Genomic DNA, 20,858 nt, shown 5'->3' with positions numbered 1-20,858 from the left:
GGCTCGGTCCGACCGCCCGTTTTCCCCCGGGCGGTCGGACCGAGCCGCTGTGTTCAGGCCACGCCGAGGGGCGTGGCGAGTCCCGACAGCACCTCGGCGCCGGGGAGGCGCGCGACCGCCCAGCCCGGCAGGATCAGCTTGCCGCGGCGCGCACCGCTGCCGACCAGGACGGCGGGCGCGGCTGCCACGGCCTCGTCGACCAGCAGCGGCCACTCGGCGGGCAGCCCGAGCGGGGTGATGCCGCCGTACTCCATCCCCGTCCCGGCGACGGCCGCGTCCATCGGCGCGAACGAGGCCTTGCGCGCGCCCAGGCGCTTGCGGACGGCCTGGTTCACGTCCAGACGGGTGGTGGCCAGGACCAGGCAGCCGGCCATGGTCGTCTCACCGCCGCGCTTGGCCGCGACGACCACGCAGTTGGCCGAGAGCTCCGGCGGGGCCTCGTAGGTCGCACAGAAGACGGCGGTGTCCGCCTTCTCCGGGTCGGTGTCCACCCACAGCACGGACCGGGCCGCCTCCCGGTCCGCCCAGTCGCGCAGGGCGGCGGCGACGGGCGTGACGAGATCGGCCGACGCGTCGAGCGCGAGCCGGACGGTGGGGAAGTTGCCGAAGGGGGCCTGTACCTGGTCGCTCACGGCTCGACTCTAGCGAGCGCGGTACCGGGCCTGAGGCGCGGGGTGCCCAGGAATGTGACGGGGATCACGGCCGGGCTCGGCCGACCGGAGAAATGGACGGGCCCCGTCCGCGGTTGTCACGCTTGCACGAAATACTTGCCCACATCAAATGTCCGGCACCTTGAGGAACCCTATGACCACCGTTGCGTCCTCCGCCTCCCGCGCGGCCGAGATCCTGTCCCGGCCCATCACGCTGAACGGTCTGACCGTCCCCAACCGCATCGCGATGGCCCCGATGACGCGCATGTTCTCCCCGGGCGGCGTCCCGGGCGAGGACGTCCGGTCCTACTACGCCCGTCGCGCCGCCGCCGGCGTCGGTCTGATCGTCACCGAGGGCACCTACGTCGGCCACGACTCCGCCGGCCAGAGCGACCGGGTGCCGCGCTTCCACGGCGAGGAGCAGCTGGCCGGGTGGGCGCGGGTCGCCGACGCGGTGCACGCCGCGGGCGGCACGATCGTGCCGCAGCTGTGGCACATCGGCATGGTGCGGCAGCAGGGCCAGCCGCCGTTCGCGGACGCCCCCGCCGTCGGCCCCTCCGGGCTGCGCATCGACGGCACCGAGGGCAGCGGTAGGGCGATGACGCAGACGGACCTGGACGACGTCATCGGCGCCTTCGCCGAGGCCGCGGCCGCCGCCGAGCGCGCCGGCTTCGACGGCGTCGAGCTGCACGGCGCCCATGGCTACCTCGTCGACCAGTTCCTGTGGGCCGGCACCAACCGCCGCACCGACGCCTACGGCGGCGACCCGGTCTCCCGCACGAGGTTCGCCGCCGAGATCGCCGCCGCGGTCCGCGCGAACGTCTCCGCCGACTTCCCGGTGATCTTCCGCTTCTCGCAATGGAAGCAGGAGGCCTACGACGCCCGGCTCGCGGAGACCCCCGAGCAGCTGGAGGCGATCCTCGCCCCGCTCGCCGCGGCGGGCGTCGACGCCTTCCACGCCTCCACCCGCCGCTACTGGCTGCCGGAGTTCGATGGCTCGGACCTCAACCTGGCCGGCTGGACCAAGAAGCTGACCGGCAAGCCGACCATCACGGTCGGCTCGGTCGGCCTCGACGGCGACTTCATCGGCGCGTTCATGGGCCAGGGGTCCCCGGTGCAGGGCATCGACAACCTCCTCGACCGCATGGAGCGCGAGGAGTTCGACATGGTCGCCGTCGGCCGCGCGCTGCTCCAGGACCCGGAGTGGGCCGCGAAGGTCCTCGCGGGCCGCTTCGACGAGCTCCAGCCCTACGACGCGGTGTCGCTCAAGTCGCTGAGCTGACGCTTTCGCTCACTCCGCCGCGTACCAGAGCGTGGTCGGGTTGGTGAACTCCCGGATGCCCAGCCCGTCCAGCTCGCGCCCGTAGCCGGAGCGCTTGACGCCGCCGAACGGGAACGCGGGGTGCGAGGCGGTCATCCCGTTGAAGAAGACGCCGCCGGCCTGCAGGTCCCGGGCGAGCACCCCCTGCTCGTCCGGGTCGCGGGTCCAGGCGTTCGAACTCAGCCCGTAGGGCGTGTCGTTGGCGAGCTCGACCGCCGCGGCGAGGTTCGGCACCCGGTAGAGGGTGGCGACCGGGCCGAAGCACTCCTCGTGGTGCAGCCGCATGGCGGGGTCGATGTCGGTGAGCACGGTCGGCTCGTAGTACCAGCCCTCGGTCTGCTCCGGCGGCCGACGTCCGCCGCACAGGACGCGGGCGCCCTTACCCCGCGCATCCTCGACCTGCTCCTCGATGTCCGTCCGGCCCTGCTCGGTGGCCAACGGGCCCACGTCGGTGTGCTCCTGCATCGGGTCGCCGACCCGCAGGGCGCGCATGCCCTCGACGAAGGCGCGCGTGAACTCGTCGAAGACGGCCTCGTGGACGATGAACCGCTTGGCAGCGATACAGGACTGACCGTTGTTCTGGACCCGTGCCCGCACCGCGACCTGAGCGGCCGCGGCCACGTCGGCCGAGGGCAGCACCACGAACGGGTCGCTGCCGCCGAGCTCCAGCACGCACTTCTTCAACTGCTCGCCCGCGACCGTCGCGACGGCCTGCCCCGCCCCCTCGCTGCCGGTGAGCGTGACCGCCGCGACCCGGTCGTCCCGGATCACGTCGGCAACCTGCCCGGAGGAGATCAACAGCGTCTGGAAACAGCCCGGTTCATCACCGGCGCCGGTGAACAGCTCCTGCAGGTACAGCGCGGTACGCGGCACGTTCGAGGCGTGCTTGAGCAGCAGCACGTCGCCGGCCATGAGCGCCGGCGCGGCGGCGCGGATCACCTGCCACAGTGGGAAGTTCCACGGCATGACCGCCAGCACCGGCCCCAGCGGCCGGAACCGGACCCGCACCGTCGCCGCTCCGCTGTCCGCGACGTCCGCGGCCTCCGGGAGCTGGTCGGCGAGCAGGCCGGGCGCGTGGTCGGCGAACCAGCGCATCGACTTGGCGCACTTGTCCGCCTCGGCACGGGCCTGCGCCAGCGGCTTGCCCATCTCGGTCACCAGGGTGCGGGCCACCTCCTCCCGGTCGGCGGTCAGCTTGTCGGCGGCGCGGCGCAGCAGCTGGGACCGGTGGTCGAAGGCGGTGGTCCGGTAACGCTCGAAGGTCTCGGCCGCGAGTCGCAGCCGCTCCTCGACCCCGTGCGCGTCGAGCGCCGGGAAGGTCGCCAGCGTCCGGCCGGTGGCCGGATCGACGGTCGCGATCGTCATGACGGTCCCCTCACTGTCCTCTTCTTCGTGGACATCCATGGCTGCGGTGAGTCCTGACCTCCTTGACTCTGGGTCACGCCGCATCCGTCCGCAACCGGCCGGACGGCGTGAACCGCGGCCTGAAGCCCGGGGCGGACCGCGGGGCTGCGCGTGAGCGCAGCGGACGGCCACCGCGCCGCAGCGCGGTGGCCGTCTGCTCGCCGTGGCGGCGCCGGCTCGGTGCCCGGGGCTCAGTGCCCGAACAGGTGCATGTGGCGGCGCGGCCGCCCGGTCGTCTTCGTGGCGGCGGGAGCCGTGGTGGGCTCGGCGTCCGGGGCCGTGGTCGTGCTGGTGGCCGTGGGAGAGCCGGCCCGGGCGTCGACGGGGTCGACGACGTCCGCCGCCTGACCGGACCGCGTCGTCGGGAGCGCCGTCGTCGCGGGCTCCGTGGTCCTCGGCTGGGTCACCGGCGAACCGGTGCCGTTCGGGGTGGTCGGAACGGCGTCACCGGTCCTGCCGTGGCGCGCGTGACGCGCCTCCCGCAGCCGCAGCCGGCGGCGCTTGGCCAGCATCCCGCCCGTCCCCGTCATGGCCAGGCCGAGACAGAAGATCAGCGCCAGGGCGAGACCGGAAAGGAAGATCTCCAGGCTGTTCATGGTGGCGATGGTGTGGCCGAGGACCGTCACCTGGTAGTCCGGGCCGCCGGACAGGTTGTCCGCGATCACGAGGCCGGTGAACGCCGCGGTGGCGGCGATCAGCAACAGGCCGAGCAGCAGCATGCGAGGGCTCCTTCCTCGTCTTCCTCCGCGTGGGTCCTGAGGCGTCTGACCCGTCCGGCCCGGCGCAAACGTCGGGCCGGAGGCGAGGGAGTGGGACGAGGAGGCAAGCCATCGCGTGCGGGTGTTCGGGTTCGGTCGTCCGTCAGTGCGGGCGCAGGGCTCCCCAGCCGCCGGCCGGGGTGAACCGGTCGTGGAGGCGCTCGCGGAAGCTCTTCTCGCCCGGCGCGAAGTGGTCCTCCGGGGGACGGACGCCGGGCGGCGCCTGGGGGGTGGTACGCCCACGCTGCCGGAGCTCCCGGGCCCGTGCCCCGAGCTCGTCGAGTTCCGCCTGGGCGACCGCGGCCCGGAGGGCCGGGAAGACCCGTGCCTCCTCCCACGACATGTGGCCGGTCACGTGCTCGTTCAGCACGGCGAACTCGCGGGTGAAGGTCGGGTCGTTCGCCTTGACCAGCCCGAGCACGTGCAGGGCCGCCTCGGCCCGCGCGTGGTCGTCGTGGGCCACCCGGGACATCGCCCCGTCCGCGCCCTCCGGAAGACGCGCCATCAGCGGGTAGAGGAGCTCGTCCTCGATCACGCCGTGGCGCACGATCACGGGCGTGAGCCTGTCCATCTGCGTCTTACGGTCCGGGTCCCCGATGGGGGTCCCGAGCACGGCACCGAAACCCAGCCGGATCTTCTCGTGCTCGGCCTCGAGCTGGTCGAGCAGGTCGCCGCTGTCGACGTGGCCACCCCGCCAGCCGATCGAGCCGGACCAGTCCAATCGGTAATGCGTGTCAGTCATCGGTTCCGCCCTCGTTCCTCGGCCCCGAGGCCGCCGCGCGGCACCCCCGCCACGACGGTCTCCCGGCGCGCGTCTGCCCTACCAGCGTCCGCCTTTCCTGGCCCACCCGCACCCCATGGCCCCGGCCCGGGGCTGCGCCGCCTCCGGTGCGGGGCCGCTCAGCTGCGGATCTCCACGACGCGGGCCCAGGAGGGCGGCGGATCAGGCCGGTAGTCGGAGTCCTCGTCGTCGTGGGGACGTGGGAAGAGGCCGATCACCGTGCGACACGGCGGTCGGTGGCCCGGCCACGGCGTCTGGCCGTCGGTGAGGGCGACGACGACGTCCGGGCGGGGTTGGGCGCGCAGGGCGCGGGCGAAGCCTTCCCGCAGGTCGGTGCCGCCGCCGCCGACGAGAGGGATTCCCTCGGCACGGCAGACCGGCTGCACCCGGTGGGCCGCGGCGTCGCAGGGGATGACGGTGACCAGGTCGCGGCGGCATCCCACCGCCCGGCAGATCGCGGCGACCTCGCGCAGCGCCGCGCCGAGCTCGACGTCGCTGACCGAGCCCGAGGTGTCGATGACGACGGACACGCGCGGCGGCATCCGGCGCAGGCCCGGCAGGACGATCCCGGGCAGGCTCGCGGCGCGCCGGGCAGGTCGGGCGTGGGTGTAGTCGCCGCCCGGTCCCCCGCCGGCGACCGCGGCCCGCAGCGCCGCGCCCAGCAACTCGTGCCAGGGCTGCGGCGGTTGGAACGCCTCCTCGGCCCACCGCCGCCACCCGGGCGAGGCCCGGCCGGGGCGGCCCGCGATCCCCTGGGCGACCCGGAAGCGCACCGCGTCCCGCTCCTGCTCGCTCAGGCCGTGGGCGCCGTCCGGGCCCAGGTCCCAGGGACGGTCGAGTCCGTCGGCGCCGCTGCCGCAGTCCAGCCACGCGAGGTCGCGCGGGAAGTCGCCGAGCCGCAGGTGGGACAGGTACGACTCCATGAGCCGGCCCTCGGGGAGCTGGGCCATGCCCGGCATGACGACGCCCTCCGGAGGGACCAGGCCGTCCCCGAAGGCGTCGTCGTTGATCTCGAAGTCCGCCGCGATGTTCATCCGCAGCCGTTCGGCCGGGCTGGTCAGTCCGTGGGTGCGGGCGTAGCGGTCGCTGCGGCCGTGGTGATCGCGCAGCAGGTGCGACACCTCGTGCACCCAGACGGCCGCGAGTTCCGCCTCGGGGGTCCGGTCCACGAAGGCCGGGGAGGCGTAACAGCGCCAGTGCCGGTCGACCGCCATGGTGGGCGTGCCGCGCGACTCCACCAGGTGCAGGGCGAACAGCGCCGTCGCCAGGTAGGGCCGGGCCCGTGCGGCGTGCAGGCGGGCGGCGTACAGCTTGTCGAGGTCGAGCGCCGGCGCGGCCGGGGTCATCGCGCTCATCGGCCCGTCCCCGCGCCCGTCCCCGCGCCCGTTCCCGCGCCCGCCGCGAGACCTGGCCTCGGACCGGGCCTCGGTGCGGCCGTTCGCCCGCCCGCCGGTCCGGCCTTCGGTCCCTTCGGTCCCGCCTTCGACAGCGCCGCCGCGGCCGCTTCCGCCGCCCGGTCGGCGCGTCGGGAGAGCGAGACCGCCCCCGCCAGCGCCTCGATGGACGGCGGCACGCTCCACCCCTCCTGCCGCAGCGAGGCGAGCGTCCTCGCGGGGACCACGGCCAGGTCCGGCGCGCCCGTCTCCACGGCCCGGACCAGCAGCCTCCAGGCCGCGTCCCAGCGGGCCGGCTCTGGGCGGCTGCGGACCGCCGCGACGACCGCGTCCAGCACGGCCTGTCGCAGATCGCCGCGCTCCGGCAGCACGGCCGCCTCCGGGTCGGCGAGCAGGGTCTCGGGGTCCGGGAGATCCATCCGGTCCATGCTCGCGAGCAGTTCCAGCCCTGGGCCGTCGCCGACGGTCCCGCGGACCAGGAGGCCGAGCACGTCCCTGGACGAGCCGGCCGCGGTCGCGAAGGCGATCAGACGCAGCGTCATCTCCCAGCTGCGCGGTGAGGGCCACGCCCCGCCCCGGCGGGTCTCGTTCTCCGGAAGGCGGTGCACCAGTGGGGGGCGGACGGCGAGCAGCCCGCAGACCGCGCGTCGCGCGAAGGCCACCGCCTCGGGCAGCCGCTCCGGATCGAGCCGCGGGAGCCCTGCCCGTGGCCAGGTGCCGCCCAGGCCACGGACCACGACCTGATGGTCGTGCATCCACTGGAGGTGGACGAAGCGGTTGGCCAGCGGCGGACTGAGCTCCCAGCCGTCGGCGGCCGACGCGCGCGGGTTCGCGGCCGCCACGATCCGGACGCCCGAGGGCAGTTGCAGGGAGCCGATGCGCCGCTCCAGCACCAGGCGGAGCAGCGCGGCCTGGACCGCGGGCGGCGCGGTGGACAGCTCGTCCAGGAACAGCAGGCCCTTCCCCGCCTGCACCAGCCGGACCGCCCAGTCGGGCGGGGCCAGCGGCACGCCCTGCCGCGACGGATCGTCCCCGACGACCGGCAGACCGGAGAAGTCGGAGGGCTCGTGGACGCTGGCGATGACCGTGGTCAGCGGCAGGTCGAGCGCCTCGGCGAGCTGGGTGAGGGCGGCGGTCTTGCCGATACCGGGCTCGCCCCAGAGCAGCACGGGCAGGTCCGCCGCGACGGCCAGGGTCAGTGCTTCGAGCTGCTGGTCGTCCCGCGGCTCCGTGGTGGTGTCGGTCAGCAGGGCCAGCAGTTCGTCGGCGACGTCGAGTTGGGTGAGTCCGGCGACAGCGGTGGAAGACATGAGTGATCACCTTTGGTCGGTCGAAGCGGTGGCGGCGCCGGTCGGCGCGGAAGGTTCTGGTCAGTCAGCGACGGACGCCGTCGCGCGGGCGGGTGCGCAGCGCGCGGCGCGCCGGGTCGTCCCGCCTGGGCGGTCGGGGCAGCGCCTTGGCCAGGGAGGGCGCCAGGCCCGCCCGGTAGAGGCCGTGGTCGATCCGCCGCAGCGCCGCCGCGTCCAGCTCGTCCCTGAGCGCGCCGTCCCGCAGCACGGCATCGGGACCGAGCAGCGACGTGACGACCGCGACCGCACCCTCGACGTCGCCGTGGTCGAGCCGACCGCGGACGTCGTCCAGGGAGGCCGGGTTGCGATGCGCCCGGTCGACAGCCCGCAGACAGGGAAGGGGCGTTCCGGCCAGGGCGGCCAGCAACTCCTCCCGGTGGAGCTCGTCGGGCTCGTGGTCGAGCGGCGCCAACACGCCGTCGACCACGGCGATCCGGTGCCGTGCGCCCCGGCACTCGACGAACTGCACGCGCTCCTTGGGACTCTCGTGCACGGGAGCCGCAGCGGCACGATGCTCGGGAGCCAACGCCGAAGCCACCAGCGGGTGCAGCGCGTCGGCTCCGATCAGTCCGGCCCGGAGCAGCTCGGCGTCCGGCGGCACCCAGGTCGCCGCGTCGGGGAGCAGGGGCAGCGCGCCGTCGCCCCCGTCCGTGGCGGCCGTGATCACGGGCGCTCCGGCATCGGTCCTCCCGAGGACGAGCAGCCGGCGCGACCCGATCCGCACCCCGACGCGCCCGGTTCGGCGCCCCTCGGCTCCGAGCAGCAGCTCCGCCTCGGCGGCCCACCGTTCGGCGACGGACTCGTCCAGCCGGTCGAACCCGGAGCGGTGCCGCAGCTCGTCGCTCACGCGGGCGTCCCAGAGGTGCCGGTGCAGGTCCATCCGGAACCGCCGGCTCGGCCTCGGGTGCGGGTGCAGGTCCGCGTCGTCGTGCGGGTGGGCGGGGTCCCACAGCGCGAGGCTGAACCGCTGCCCGGCGTCGGCCCACCCCGGTGGGGTCCGGGCCACGAGATGCAGCGCTCGCCCTCGCCGCCCGGCCGCGTCCGGCCGCTCGTAACGGGCGAGGGTGACGGTCAGTCCGGGACGCAGCAGCCCGTCGGGCGCGGTCCGCGGCAGGTGCCACCGCAGCAGGTCCGGAGCGAGCCCCCGCAGGTCCGCGCGCACCCGTCCGGCGAGCTCGCGGCCGTGCCGCGAGGCGACGATCCGCAGATCCAGCTCCACGTACACCCGAGCAGCCGCACACGCGCCCGCCCAGTCACCGACGGCCCGCCGTGCGGCCGCCGTCTCGATCATGCCCTCCGGCACGGCGAACTCGCGCACCCGCCGCCACAGGTGCAGTCGCCAGGAGGGAGTCCGGAAGTCCCCGTTCGCGGGTCGAGTGCCCATCAGCACTCACCTTGCGCGGACGGGACCCCCATTCTGTGGTGGGAAGTAGTCTTCATCGCGGTGCAGGTTAGCTCCGCAGCGTCGGCCCTTCCACCGGTTTTCTCCGAATGGCCGGCCAGGGCACACCGGGGCTCGATCCGGCGCCGTTCGCATGAAAGCCTGGCGATGTGCCCGAACAGCGAGAACATCCCAAAGGTCCTGTCAGACTGATCGGTTTCTGGGCGACACCCGAGGACGGGACCTTGCCGAACCCCGCTGATCTGGTCGATCCGGGGTGGGACGTGTCCGAGCGGCAGTGGGTCGCGGACTACCTCGCCCACGGGCAGGTCGCCGCCTCGTGGATGGGCGTGGCAAGGTGCAGGCTGTGCCTGCGCGTGAACGGTTCTCGCGATCTGACGGACGGCTCCTTCCTGTGGCCGGAAGGACTCCCTCACTACGTCCTGGACCACGCGGTCAGACTCCCCTCCGCGTTCCTGGACCACATCGTGCGCAGACTCCAAGCGCTCGACCAACTCGCGAGAGACGGCTCATGGTGGCGCAGCCACGCCGCTTGTCCCAGCGACGAGTGACAGCCCAGTTGACGGAGGGAAAGCACGAACGACCGTGACGCCGGCGTCTCAGCACTGAATGGCGCGTGGCGTGTCAGGGCATGACGCTGCCGGAAGTGCCTCCGAACAGGGCGCTGCCCGACCTGCTGCGGCAGCAAGGGGTTCCGCAGTTGGCCGCGGTGCCTACGCCTACGAGGGGTGCGGGCTGCACACCCATCCGGATCTGGTCGAAAGCCTCGAGGACCTTGCTCCTCAGTGACCTGTCCTGGCGACGTTCGGGGTTCCCGTGCTCGCAGCCAAGGGCCCGGGCCTCACCGGTCCTGGGGCCGGTCGGACTTGTGGCGTTCGGTTGTGCGCTTGGCGACGAAGACCCCGACCGCGACGAGGCCGACGCAGGCGACGACGATGCGCGAGGAGTCGGTCAGGCTGTTGAACTTGAGCACCAGCGCCAGGAAGCTGAGCACCGCCGTCACGCCGGCGACGACGGCGACGAGGTCCCAGGCGGCGCGGCGGAGTGCCGCTGGGGCGGTGCGGTGGTGAGTGTTCACGGGTGTTCCCTCCCATCGGGCGCCGGCCTCGGCGACGACGCGGGCCGAGCCGGTCCTCCGGTCGCCTGCCCCGCGCGGCCGCCGCCCATGCGCGTTTCGGCCGTGAACTCCGTTGCCGGCGCAGCGATTTCCGGCCGCCGTCGGGTGGCTACCGGCCGAGGCCGAGGTGGGCGCCCCACAGTGACGCGGCCCGGTCGGCGGCTTCGGCCACGAGGGCGGCCAGCTCGGGCCTGTCGGGGACCGGGAACGAGACGTACGCGCCGCGACCGCCGGCGGTCGGTCGGCCGTAGGCCTTCGCCGCGAGGTGCCCGTCCTTGAGGAGTCGGACGGTGATCGTGGTGAGAGTGAACTCCTCACCCCGCCGGGTGTCCGTCCACTGGAGGGCGTCCGGGACCGAGACGTTGATGGCCAAGGCGTTCACGTCGATGGCAACGTCGCTGCTCATGTCGGCATGATCCCACGCGGAGTCGGCGTACCGCCGCTTCGGAGCGCCGGGCGCTCCTCACGGAGGTAGGCGCCCCCGGTGCGGCGGGGACGCCTACCTCACTCAGCCGGCGCTACTGCTCCGCCGGTGGCCTTCAGTCGTGGCGCCCGCCGGTCACAGCGCCTCGAAGTACTGGTTGCCCTGCCCGTTCCAGTACCAGGTGTCGATGGTCGCGCCGGGCCACGCGGTGTTGCCCGAGACGTCCAGGTAGAGGCCGCTGTAGGTGCTGCGGATGGGGTAGGCCCCGACCGCGGACGGCGTGATCCCGGTCGACCACAGCTGCTGGGCGCCGCCCGCGCACTGGAGCTGGTAGACCCCGTCGCCCGCGACGCCGTCGGTGGTCAGGCACATGCCGCTGTTGACGTTGACGAGCTCGTAGACGTTGTTGCCGAACGGCACGAACCGCCACTGCTGGTTCGCGCCGCCGTTGGCGTACCAGTCGATCACGCCGGCGCCCGGCGACTGCGAGGCCCCGTTCACGTCCAGGAGCAGCCCGAGGGTGTTGTTCGGCGACAGGTGGACCGTGAAGCCCGAGTCCGCGCTGGCCGTGCCCGAGGCGCCCAGCGCCAGCCCCGCGGCCAGCGCGGTCGCCGCCAGCCCCCCGCCGATCCGGCAGCGCAGACCTCTGTTGTGTGCAGTCCTGCTCATGTTCCACCCCGTTTGGATTGGTGCGGCACCCCCCTGGTGGCCGCATCACCATGCTGCGCGCCGGACGACCGCCCCGGGAGGGGGTGGCTGATGACGAAACCCTTACACAGCAACGGAGTTGAGCGGTCCACCAAGGACGAGCAGGCGCTTCAGCATCCGGCGTGCATGTGGGCGGCCCAGACCGCAGGCGCGTCCGGCCATTCGTCGCGGACGAGGCGGGTGATCCGGTGGAGTGTGAGTGCGGTGGCGGAGGGGTCGACGTCCGTTCCCAGTTCGGTGTAGAAGCTCTGGACCACGGCGAGGGAGGGGAAGTCCTCGACCTCCCAGAAGGTGCCGACGACCTGTGGGATGCCCGCGAGCTGGAGCGCCGAGACCAACTGGACGGCCTCGTCCAGCAGGTCCCGGACGCGGTTGAGGGCCGTGCCGCAGGCGGACAGGAAGGCGAACTCGACACAGTCGAGGTCCTGGGCGCCGAGGGCCGAGACGGTCAGTGGTGCGTCGAGCAGGAGCAGGCCGCTACGGGAGGGGTCGGCCGGGTCTGCCTCGGCGTGGCAGGCGAAGTGGGCGATCCGGCTGCGCCGGAGCTCGGTGAGCACGCCTTCCTTGGTCGGCTCTCCGACCACAGGCGGCACGGCGTCATCCCCCGTGCCGTGCGCGAGCAGGACCGCGCCGGGCAGGGCGTCGGCGACGAACCCGGCCTCCGGGCCCGCGTTGGGCAGGTCCCGCAGTCCACTGCCCGGGGTGCTGCCCATCGCCACGACAAGGCCGCCGTGGCTCCGGCCGGCCCCGGTCGCGAGCCGGGCCGAGCGCTCGCGCAGGTAGCGCAAGGTGCGCACGTTGGGGGCGTAGGACGAGACCGCCCGGTCGAGGACCGAGTCCGGCGGCCGCTGCCCGTCGCTGTCGTCCCGGGGGCTCGGGCCGGTGGCGTAGTGCCCGGCGGCGTGCAGCGGCATGTTCGCCAGCACGCCGCTCGCCACCCACCAGATCCGGGGCCAGGGCCCGTCCGGCCTCGGCGCGCGGTCGAGGCCGAGCTCGTCCAGGACCGGCCGCGCGACCGCGTCCCAGAGCCAGCCGAGCACCTGGAACACGCCGTCGGAGTCGGCGGTCTCCAGCGCCCGATGGAGGTGTTCGGCCGCGTCGGCCGCCGCAGCCGCGGTGAGGGCGGGCAGGCGCAGCGCGCGGATGCCCTCGGGAGTCACCAGGAAGGCGTCGCTGCGCAGTTCGGCGACGTTGACCACGACGACCGGGCCGAGGGCCGCCTGGGCCGTCAACTCCCGGGGGTCGGGGCCGCGCATGAAGTCGGACTGGCCGGGCAGGGCCCTGATCTGCTCGACGACCTCGGCGAAGGCCAGGGCGGCCCGGCGGCGGTCGCCGGCCGCCGCCTCCAACGGCAGCACCTGGGCGGCGGTGACGACGCCCCCGGTGGCGACAGCGGCCGGAGGGGACGGAGCGGCGGGGACGTCGAGGAGGGGATCACGGTCCAACTGCGCGCGCAGCGCGAGAAAGCGGCGCGCCAGCTCGGGCGCGGCCCGCCGGACGCCGTCGAGGTCGCCACGGGTGTCGTACGCCTGGTTCAGCAGCACGGTGCGGCCGGCTTCCAGCAGGCCGAGGGCGCGGGCCGCGCGTTGCTCGGGGGGTTCGCCGGGACGCTCGTCGGCCAGGGCGAACGCGGCCGCGCGGGCGGCGAGTCCGGACGACTCCCCCAGCAGGCGCTGCCGGTCCGCCCGGTGGAGGGTCCGAGAGGCCGTCTGCGGCAGCAGTTCCACCGCTGTCGCCAGGTGTCCCGCCGCTCGTGCGGTCCAGCCCGGCTCCCGTACCTGCTCCTCCAGGTCGGCTGCGGTGGTGGCGGCGGTGAGCCGCAGGCTGGGCGGGACCGGTGTCAGGTGGAGGCTCCGGGCGAGCAGTTCCAGGCCCTCCGCGGCGTCCTGCCGGGACCCTCGTTCGTCGAACCGCTCGGCGAGGGCCGTGGCGAGTTTGAACTCGGCCAGCGCGCGGTTGTAGGCGTCCGTGTCCGGCCCCGCCAGGACCCGCCGCAGCAGGTCGACGGCTTCGTCCAGGTCGGCCGCGGTGCGGTCGGCGCGCCGGCGCAGCGTCTGTGCCAAGCCCACCAGGGCGCCCGTGCGGAACCGGGGAGGGGTTCCGGGTGAGGTGGCGAGCCGCCGCAGCACCCCCAGCGCCTCCTCGAGGTCGGCGGCCTCGCCGCGGACTTCGTAGCGCAGGGTGAGCACCAGTGCCCACCGGAACGCGGAGGCGGCGGGCAGGGCCTCCGCCGGGACGTGCGCGACCGCCTCGCGGCCGGCCGCGACCGCCGCGTCGGCGTCGTCCGGATCGCCGGTCTCCTCGTGGCGGGCGCCCAGCAACCAGCTCAGCAGCGACAGCGCCTTCGCCCGCTTGCGCGGGTCCGCGGCGTCCTCCAGGGTGACCGCGAGCCGGGCCACGTCGACGGCCGCGTCCAGGTCGGCTTCACCGCCGCCGACGAGGTGGCGGTGCCGCAGCACCTCGCTCAGGGTCTGCAGCAGCTGCGGCTTGGCCGGGCTCGCGTCCGGGAGTTCGGACGTGGCGGCCCGCAGCAGCTCGACGGCACGGTCGAGGTTCGGCGACGCACTGTCCGCCAGCGCGCTCTGCGCCAGCGCCAGCGCGGCGGCGATCCGCCCGCCCGCCGTCGCCGCCACGGATCCGCCGCCGTCGGGCGCATGGGCGCCGGTCGCGTCGGCGACGACGCCGAGCCGGAGCGCCTCGGCGAGGTCCTCCGGGTCCGCGCGCAGGTAGTACCGCGTCAGCAGCGTGCAGACCAGTCCCATTTCGAGCGTGGGCCGCAGTGGGTGGCGAGGCTCCGCCCGCTCGACGGCCTGACGGGCCGAGGCGACGGCCTCGTCCGCGTGGGCGGGCTCCTCGGTGAACTCCGCGCGGGTCAGCTGCATCGAGGCCAGCAGCGCCAGCAGCGGCACCCGGTCGCGCCCGTCGCGGGAGGCGAGCTCGGTGTGCATCAGCGCCATGGCCGTCGCCAGGTCGCCCGGAAGGTCGGGCGAGCCGAAGCGGTCGCACCGCGTCGCGATCGCGGAGGACAGCATGATCCGCGTCGGTCCGGGGGACGCGCCCCTCGGCAGGCGCTCCAGCACGGCACTGCAGAAGGCGACGACGTCGTCGAGCTCCGCCCGGTCCCCGGTGTGGTCGAAGAGGTTGACCAGGGCGACGCCGAGTCCCTCGGCGACCTCGACCGCCTCGGCGGCGCCGTGGGGCGTCGCGGCGGCGACGCGCCGCCACTGCGCGGCCGCCCGGCCGAGCCCGTCCGCCTCGTGCGTCTCCAGGGCGCCGCGCAGCTCGCGCGCGGCGCGCCGCCGGGCCTCGGCGAGGACGGCCGGGAGCAGGTCGACGGGAATGGGCTGGGTGTCGGCGAGGAAGACCGGGGTCAGCAGTTCGACGGCGATGTTCCGCGCGGGCAGGCGCGGCCAGACTCCGGGGGCCGCGCTGCGGCGCAGGTAGTAGAGCCCGAGGGGGTAGGCCACCACGGGGCGCACCGCGCCGTGGTCGCGGTACTCGCGCCGCAGGAACGCGCCCGCCCGGCGCGCGGTGGCCGGGTCCGCGGCGCCGCTGCCGAGGGGGTCCTCGCCGATGCGGCGGAGCCTGGCGAGGAACTCGTCGTCCCCCTCCTCCGTCACCGACGTGCGCGGCCCCCTCACAGCTTGATACGGAACGGGACGGGTGGCTGGACCGGCACCGTGGAGCTGTGCCGGACGAGGCCGAGCAGCCGTCGCGACACCGTGGCCTCGGCGTCGAAGACCCCGGAGATCTCGTCGGTGTCCGTGCCGAGTTCGAGGACCGCGACGGTCTGCCGCAGCCCCGGCGACAGCGGGGTCCCGTTCTGTGCCTGGTACGTCCAGCCGAAGCCCTCCGCGTTGAGGTCCAGCGCCGTCACCACCGGCTTCGACTCGGTCACGTTGACGCTGGTCGTGGAGGTGTACTTCAGGTTCAGCTGAAGGAGCTTCAGCAGCAGCGGCTCGACGTCCTGGCTGAAGGACCGCGTCTGCTGCGTCTGTGCGGTGTCGCTGCGCGGTCGCAACTGCATGAGCGGGTGGGGCGGGTCGAGCGTGATGCGGATGCGCACCGTCTCGTAGCTGCTGCCGCGCGGCAGTTCGCGGATCGTGAAGTGGAACTTCAGCAGCTCCAGGCGCACGTGGTCGAGGTTCTCACGGCGCCTGGCCATGGGTTCGAGGTCCTCGACCGGCACCCGGTAGGGCACGGCCCGGTTGAACTGGACGCCTCCGGCCGTGACGAACCGCGACCGGACACCGCGCGCCTCCGGGTCGATGTAGAAGGTACGTTCGGCCAGCGGCGCGCCGTCGGGATCCTCACCGGGGGCCGGATCCGGGTCGGTGAGGAAGGCGCGCAACCCGGCCGGTTCAGCGGGTCCTTGGACTGCTGTGCTCATCTCGGCTCCAGGGAGTCAGGAGGGGTTGTCACCAGTCGCCGTAGTGGTCCACGTCGTCGAGGGTGCGGCTCAGCAGGGCGGCGGTGTTCTCCGCTGCGGGCTCGGCGCCGCGCGGGCGGCGCGGAGTCCCGGTGCGGCGCTCGGCCAGCTCCGGGACGAGCTCGGCGAGCCTGTCGACCAGCATCGGGAAGGTGACGTCGAGGCCCGCCCCGGGCGCGATGCGCCAGGCCTGGCGTTCCACCATGGCCCTGATCTCCTCGGGGACGCTGTCTGCCGCCGGGACCGCCACCTCGTCGTGGTTGCCGATCAGCAACGGCACCACGTGGTTCCCTGCCTGGAGCGAGATCGCGATCTCGCGCCGCACCCAGTCGTCCGGCGCGTCGAGGCTCCGCGGGCCGCCGGGCGGACCCGCGGTCAGCCAGCCCGGGCCGATGCAGGCGAGCATCACGGGGCAGCCCGCCGCCTGCCGCCGCAGGACCGGCGGAAACGCCTCGCCGACGCGGATCGCATTGCCCGCCTTGAACACCGCGTCGACGCCGAACGCCGCGGTCATCCGTGCGTAGACCAGCTCCGTGGCCCAGTTCTGGTCGGAGCCACGGTAGTTGATGAAGATCAAGTGTCTTCGGTCGGCCATGGACGGCTGCTCCTCGGCTGTCTGGGGTCAGAGGTTCCTGGCACGGGCGACCGACGTCAGATCGGGCAGCAGGGCGCGGACGGCGGGAGCGCGGCGGTGCCGGTTCAGGACGCGGATCAGCGCCTTCAAGTCACCGCGCAGTGACGCCGAGCCCTGGCAGGAGACCGTCGGCAGGGCCTCCCGCATGACGTGGCACGCCTGGTCGAGTTCGCCGACGTGGGCGCAGGCGATGGCCTGGCGGACGGCGAGGCGGGAGTAGCCGGTGCGCGGCGTGAGAAGACGGGTCATGCCCCGGTCGAACAGCGACGCCGCGGTGCGGAAGTCGGCGAGGTCCACCAGGCAGGTCGCCTCGAAGAGGTGGGAACGCTCGAAGACGGGGTCCGGCGCGGGCCCCCACGGTGTGAGCGGCTCGCGGGTCGACTTCGCGGAGGACCCGACGGCCGACTCGACGGCCGACTCACCGGAGGTCTCGCCGTGCGGAGGCGCGGCGAGCAGCGCGTGGTAGCGGTCGAGGGCCCGGCGGAACCCGGCCTCGTCCCGGGCGAGCGCGCAGGCCTGCGCCTCCCGTTGGGCGACGAACTGCGCGATGCGCCACGAGATCCCGGGGACGGCCCCGGCCTGGCGCGCGAGCTCGGCGGCCGTGACGGCGTCTCCGCGCCGCCGGGCCCACTGGGAGTGCCGGACCAGGGCGTAGCCCAGCGCGTCGGCGTCCCCGAGCGCGCGTGCCCAGTCGGCCACGGCGCGCGTCCAGCGCAGGGCGACCGCGTCGTGTCCGGTCTCCTGCGCCGTCCAGCCGAGGAGTTCGGCGTAACGGAGCATCACCGGCCAGACCGGGTCGGCGGCGCCGGGACCGGCGCGGCCGACGAGGCCGTGGAGTTCCACGACGCCGTCGCCGAGCTCGCCCACGATGGAGTGCGGTCCCGCCTGGTGGCTGCGGATCCGCAGGGCCTGCAGCCGCACGGCGGCCGCGGCTGCGCGCTCGGCCGGATCAGCAGTGCCTTCGGCTGCGCGCTCCGGGCCTCGGGAGAGGATGTCCGTGTCCGGGGCGACCGGGCCGACCCGCGCGCACTCCTCCAGGAAGAGCCTGGTGAGGCTGCCCCGCGCGTCCAGGGCGGCGTCCAGGGACAGCGCGAGCTGGTAGTTCGCCCGAGCGTCGCCCTGCTCGATCTTGCCCAGGTAGGGACGGGACAGGAAGACCTCGGAGCCGAGCGCGTCCAAGGACTTTCCCGCCGCCATGCGCAGGCGCCGCACCTCCGAGCCGAACCAGGTGACGCCGAGGTCGGGGCCGGCGGCGGCCGGGATGTGTCGCGGAGCCCGTCGCGGGGGCGGTGTCGGGGCGGGCTTCGAGGCCGGCGTCGGGGCCTGCATCGGCGTCCGGTCGGCTGCTCCGGCCGGGGTCAACTCGGTGTAGATGCGCACGACTGCGGGGGTCGGCGCCCGTCGTCCGTTCTCGACGCGGCTCAGGTAGGACCTGCTGTACCCGCTGCGCACGGCAAGGCCCTGCAGGCTCAGACCCGCGGCCTCGCGTCGCGCGCGCAGGCCGCCGCTCGGCGGCGCGGGGCGTTCGAGATCCGATCGGTTCACGAAAATGAGCATACGTTCGCACTTCGGCTGTCGTGCCCCCTTCGACCGGCCCGCTGTCCCGGGGGCGGCGAGTGGAGACGGGCAACGCTACCCGCATCCAACTCCCGTCCCTACGTTGTGAATACCGAGAACGAGCGAAGGGACACGCCGTGCGGCAGGACAACGTGCCCGAGGACTCACCCGACCCCCGCGAGCCGGCGCGCAGGAAACCCGGACGCGCACAGACGCCGGCCGCGTCGTGCGTCGACGCCGACATCGCTGCGATTCACGAACTGCAGGGCCAGATCCGGTACTTGTGGGCGAATCTGACCGCGCCCTCCCGCGAGGACCTGCGAGTGCGGCTGGAACTGCTGTGGACCGCCGCCGACCGGCGCGACACCGACTCCAGGGCGGTGCGCGAGGCGCTCCAACAGGTGCTGCTCACCGTGGGACTGGGCGCGCTGGCGACCCTCAGCGAGGAGACCCGGAGGCGGCTCACCGCCCTCACCGGCATTTCCCTGCCGGGGAGTTGAGCACTCCGGTCGGCCACAACCGGAATTTTGAAGGAACGGTGATGTGATCAACGCAAATCCCTCACATCTCCGCGATCGGGTCTCTACGCTGGCAGCGACCGGGCCTTCCGGACGGGGGCGGTGACGATGGCACATCAGATACTGGACAGCGGGCCGCTGGCGCGAAGGCTGGACGCGCTGGCGCGGGAGCCCCGCCTGGAGACAGTGAGCCCGCTGCTGCGGCGGCTCGCTCGGGCCGTCGAGTCAGGGGCGGGGTTGTCGCAGTGGTCCAGCGGCGGTCTCGCGGCCGCCCACGCGGGCCCGGAGGCGCTGGCACCGGGCAGCCGAAGATCCTCGGTCTGGGCCCGCAGGGCCGGGCTGGCCTCCTCGGTCCTGGTCTTCCTGCCGCTGCTGCTGACCTGGTCGGGCCTCGGCGCGGCCGTCCTCGCCTACCGGGCGGAGCAGCGCGACAAGTCGGCGCACGTGACCGGCACCTTCCTCGAACTGTGGCAGCAGGGGTTCGGCGGCCATCTGGTCGCGTTCCTGCGCTTCGACTTCCTGGTCCTGTACACGGTGGTGCTGCTGGCCGCCCTGGTCGCGCTGACGCTGTGGCGGCAGGCGGTGGAGGAGCGCGACCAGGAGGACGACCGCAAGCTGCTGCGCGAGCTGGCCGGCGCCCTCGCCGAGACCGAGGCCCGCGCCACCGCCGCGGCTCACACCGAGCCGGTCACCTTCGTGCGGCAACTCCAGGACTCCGCCTCCGAGTTGCGCGAAATGCTGAAGCTCGCCGCCGTCGCGGACGAGCGCACCGCCACGCTGCTGAACCGGACCGTCCAGGCCACCGAACAGATCACCGGCGCGGGCACGGCCCTCAGCGCCGCGGCGACCGCGCTCGCCGACGGCACCCGGCGCATCGCCGAGAGCGCCGCGCAGGCGGCGACGGCGACCCGCGAGCTGGAGCAGCAGGCCGAGCGGCTCGGCGAGAGCGTGAGCAGCACGGCGGCGGCCCTGTCCCGGGCGGCGCAGGAGGCGTCGACGGCCGCGGCCCAGGGCCTCGCCGAAGCGGCGGGACGCGCGGCCGACCGCTTCGAGACCGTGACGGCCGAGGCGACGGACCGCGGCAGCCGGCAGCTGGAACTCCTGCAGCAGCAGGCCCAGGAACGCGCCGAGGAGATGGACCGTCTCCTCACCGAGCGCCTCGCCGAGGCGGACCTGCGAGCGGAGCGTCAGGCCGAACAGGCGGGCCGTCAACTTGCGGACGCCCGCGTCGCCCTGGAGGGGTCGTCCACGAAGCTCGCCGACGCGGCGGCTTCGCTCGGCCGTGACCTCGCCGCCCTGCCGGACCGCCTCGCGGACGCGGCCGACTCCGGCGCCGAACACATCGGCGTCGTCTACGAGAACGCGGTCGCCGCGCTCGCCGCCTCCCTGTACGCGGAGGTGCAGCGCAGCAGCGGTGCGCTGACCGACCGGTTCCACAGCCTCGACACCGCCCTCGCCCGCCAGGAGAGCGCCCGCGAGCGCGGCTTCGAGCGCGAACTCGCTTCCGAGCAGCGCCTGCTGGCCTCCGCCGCGGAGTCCCGCGCCGCCGTCGAATCGCTCGTCCGGGCTCTGGAGCGGCTCGCATCCGTCCCACCGCCGACGGACGTGGCAGCGCCCGCCCCGCTCCGGAGCCCAGCCGATGCCCGACCGACAGCCGGGGAGCCCGGGACGCCCGCGTCGCCCTCCCCCAACGGGAAGCGCGCCACCGCTGCCACGGCCCACGCGGTCCGCCCGGACCCGGTGCCGGCGCCGCGTCCCACACCGCGCCCCACACCACGTCCCGCTCCAGCCCCCGCACCGCTGCCCGAATCGGCACCCGCGCCGCAGCCGGACGGCGCGGCCCGGCCCGGCGAGGAGGCGACGTGACGGCGGGCGGGCGGGGCAGGAGCCTGCCGCAGTTGGCCGGGTGGCTCTTCGCCGACGTGCTGCTGATGCTCGTGGTCGTCGTGCTCGGCGGCCAGCAGGTGACCACGCCGAGCGCGGCCGCCGGCGCCCACCCGACACCCACGCACGGGGCGAGCCCCTCACCCGGGGCGACGCGGAGCACGCCGCCCGGGCTGGACCCGAACAGCAGCTCGGTGTTCGCCCGCAACGTCGACGTGAGTGCCGTGATCGCGGGCGACCGGTCCGCCCTGGACAAGGTCCGGCAGCAGATCCTGGCGGCCGTCCGCGGGTTCTCCGGGCGCCAGGCCGCGATGGTGTTCGTCTGGGGGTCCGCCGCCTCCTGCTCGGGCTGCGGCGTCTCGATCGACCTCAGCCAGCAGCTCGCCCAGGCCGTCGCCCCGCACGTGCACAGCTGGGATCCCGCGTTCTTCCCGGTCAACAGCCCGAAACTGATCCGCCCCTACTTCGACGGAAGCGGTCCGGCGAACTCCGTCCGACTCGAACTCTTCTTCATCCGCAGCTGAATCC

At 74.2% G+C, this 20,858-nt stretch carries 19 protein-coding genes; 5 read left to right on the top strand and 14 right to left on the bottom strand.

The features are described 5' to 3' along the window. Nucleotides 1-53 precede the first annotated feature (53 nt). Nucleotides 54-632 (bottom strand): YbaK/EbsC family protein, encoded by a 579-nt coding sequence (locus TR49_RS22105; protein ID WP_042384119.1) that lies wholly within the window; start codon nucleotides 630-632, stop codon nucleotides 54-56. Between the two features lie 172 nt (nucleotides 633-804). On the opposite strand from TR49_RS22105, the gene TR49_RS22100 reads away from it, so the two are divergent. Next, complete coding sequence (locus tag TR49_RS22100; RefSeq protein WP_042384117.1) at nucleotides 805-1,932, top strand: NADH:flavin oxidoreductase; 1,128 nt, start codon at nucleotides 805-807, stop codon at nucleotides 1,930-1,932. A gap of 9 nt (nucleotides 1,933-1,941) precedes the next feature. On the opposite strand, the gene TR49_RS22095 is transcribed toward TR49_RS22100, so the two are convergent. From TR49_RS22095 to TR49_RS22070, 6 genes are all read right to left on the bottom strand, one after another. After that, nucleotides 1,942-3,336 (bottom strand): aldehyde dehydrogenase family protein, encoded by a 1,395-nt coding sequence (locus tag TR49_RS22095; RefSeq protein ID WP_042384285.1) that lies wholly within the window; start codon nucleotides 3,334-3,336, stop codon nucleotides 1,942-1,944. A gap of 230 nt (nucleotides 3,337-3,566) precedes the next feature. Then, the gene (locus TR49_RS46785) at nucleotides 3,567-4,094 is read right to left on the bottom strand and encodes a hypothetical protein (RefSeq protein WP_369405334.1); all 528 of its coding nucleotides are present in this window, start codon (nucleotides 4,092-4,094) and stop codon (nucleotides 3,567-3,569) included. A gap of 142 nt (nucleotides 4,095-4,236) precedes the next feature. Beyond that, a complete protein-coding gene (locus TR49_RS22085) occupies nucleotides 4,237-4,875 on the bottom strand; it encodes a hemerythrin domain-containing protein (RefSeq protein ID WP_084725225.1) in 639 nt (212 codons plus the stop codon). A gap of 158 nt (nucleotides 4,876-5,033) precedes the next feature. Further along, nucleotides 5,034-6,260 (bottom strand): vWA domain-containing protein, encoded by a 1,227-nt coding sequence (locus tag TR49_RS22080; protein ID WP_042384114.1) that lies wholly within the window; start codon nucleotides 6,258-6,260, stop codon nucleotides 5,034-5,036. A 5-nt stretch (nucleotides 6,261-6,265) separates the two neighbouring features. Further along, nucleotides 6,266-7,618 carry an AAA family ATPase gene (locus TR49_RS22075; RefSeq protein WP_084725223.1) on the bottom strand — a complete coding sequence of 451 codons (1,353 nt, stop codon included), beginning with the start codon at nucleotides 7,616-7,618 and terminating at the stop codon, nucleotides 6,266-6,268. A 64-nt stretch (nucleotides 7,619-7,682) separates the two neighbouring features. Continuing rightward, nucleotides 7,683-9,041 carry a hypothetical protein gene (locus TR49_RS22070; protein WP_042384111.1) on the bottom strand — a complete coding sequence of 453 codons (1,359 nt, stop codon included), beginning with the start codon at nucleotides 9,039-9,041 and terminating at the stop codon, nucleotides 7,683-7,685. 242 nt (nucleotides 9,042-9,283) lie between these two features. Between TR49_RS22070 and TR49_RS22065 the strand changes: the two genes are divergently transcribed. Beyond that, nucleotides 9,284-9,610 carry a hypothetical protein gene (locus TR49_RS22065; RefSeq protein ID WP_052434530.1) on the top strand — a complete coding sequence of 109 codons (327 nt, stop codon included), beginning with the start codon at nucleotides 9,284-9,286 and terminating at the stop codon, nucleotides 9,608-9,610. A gap of 290 nt (nucleotides 9,611-9,900) precedes the next feature. Here the strand turns inward: TR49_RS22065 and TR49_RS22060 are convergent, their stop codons facing one another. The 7 genes from TR49_RS22060 to TR49_RS22030 form a co-directional block, all read right to left on the bottom strand. Beyond that, the gene (locus TR49_RS22060; protein ID WP_042384104.1) at nucleotides 9,901-10,137 is read right to left on the bottom strand and encodes a hypothetical protein; all 237 of its coding nucleotides are present in this window, start codon (nucleotides 10,135-10,137) and stop codon (nucleotides 9,901-9,903) included. 148 nt (nucleotides 10,138-10,285) lie between these two features. Next, nucleotides 10,286-10,582 carry a hypothetical protein gene (locus TR49_RS22055; RefSeq protein WP_042384100.1) on the bottom strand — a complete coding sequence of 99 codons (297 nt, stop codon included), beginning with the start codon at nucleotides 10,580-10,582 and terminating at the stop codon, nucleotides 10,286-10,288. Nucleotides 10,583-10,735: 153 nt separating this feature from the next. Then, a complete protein-coding gene (locus tag TR49_RS22050; protein WP_042384097.1) occupies nucleotides 10,736-11,269 on the bottom strand; it encodes an RICIN domain-containing protein in 534 nt (177 codons plus the stop codon). 149 nt (nucleotides 11,270-11,418) lie between these two features. Beyond that, a complete protein-coding gene (locus tag TR49_RS22045; protein ID WP_042384092.1) occupies nucleotides 11,419-14,928 on the bottom strand; it encodes a CHAT domain-containing protein in 3,510 nt (1,169 codons plus the stop codon). Between the two features lie 17 nt (nucleotides 14,929-14,945). Then, a complete protein-coding gene (locus tag TR49_RS22040; protein WP_152627401.1) occupies nucleotides 14,946-15,698 on the bottom strand; it encodes a hypothetical protein in 753 nt (250 codons plus the stop codon). A gap of 28 nt (nucleotides 15,699-15,726) precedes the next feature. Then, a complete protein-coding gene (locus TR49_RS40255; RefSeq protein WP_084725221.1) occupies nucleotides 15,727-16,332 on the bottom strand; it encodes a TIR domain-containing protein in 606 nt (201 codons plus the stop codon). 27 nt (nucleotides 16,333-16,359) lie between these two features. Continuing rightward, complete coding sequence (locus TR49_RS22030; protein WP_201776214.1) at nucleotides 16,360-17,916, bottom strand: helix-turn-helix domain-containing protein; 1,557 nt, start codon at nucleotides 17,914-17,916, stop codon at nucleotides 16,360-16,362. A gap of 149 nt (nucleotides 17,917-18,065) precedes the next feature. Between TR49_RS22030 and TR49_RS22025 the strand changes: the two genes are divergently transcribed. The 3 genes from TR49_RS22025 to TR49_RS22015 all read left to right on the top strand — a co-directional run bounded on the left by TR49_RS22025 (nucleotide 18,066) and on the right by TR49_RS22015 (nucleotide 20,854). Next, nucleotides 18,066-18,428: a hypothetical protein gene (locus TR49_RS22025; protein ID WP_042384087.1), complete on the top strand. Its 363-nt coding sequence runs from the start codon at nucleotides 18,066-18,068 to the stop codon at nucleotides 18,426-18,428. Nucleotides 18,429-18,554: 126 nt separating this feature from the next. Beyond that, on the top strand, nucleotides 18,555-20,312 hold the full coding sequence (locus tag TR49_RS46450) for a coiled-coil domain-containing protein (protein ID WP_152627400.1): 1,758 nt from the start codon (nucleotides 18,555-18,557) through the stop codon (nucleotides 20,310-20,312). Continuing rightward, complete coding sequence (locus TR49_RS22015; protein WP_152627399.1) at nucleotides 20,309-20,854, top strand: hypothetical protein; 546 nt, start codon at nucleotides 20,309-20,311, stop codon at nucleotides 20,852-20,854. The genes TR49_RS46450 and TR49_RS22015 overlap by 4 nt, the downstream gene beginning before the upstream one ends. The last annotated feature ends 4 nt before the right edge of the window (nucleotides 20,855-20,858 follow it).

The organism is Streptacidiphilus melanogenes (assembly GCF_000787835.1).
GTDB lineage: Bacteria > Actinomycetota > Actinomycetes > Streptomycetales > Streptomycetaceae > Streptacidiphilus > Streptacidiphilus melanogenes.
This window is presented reverse-complemented; position numbering and strand designations above follow the sequence as displayed.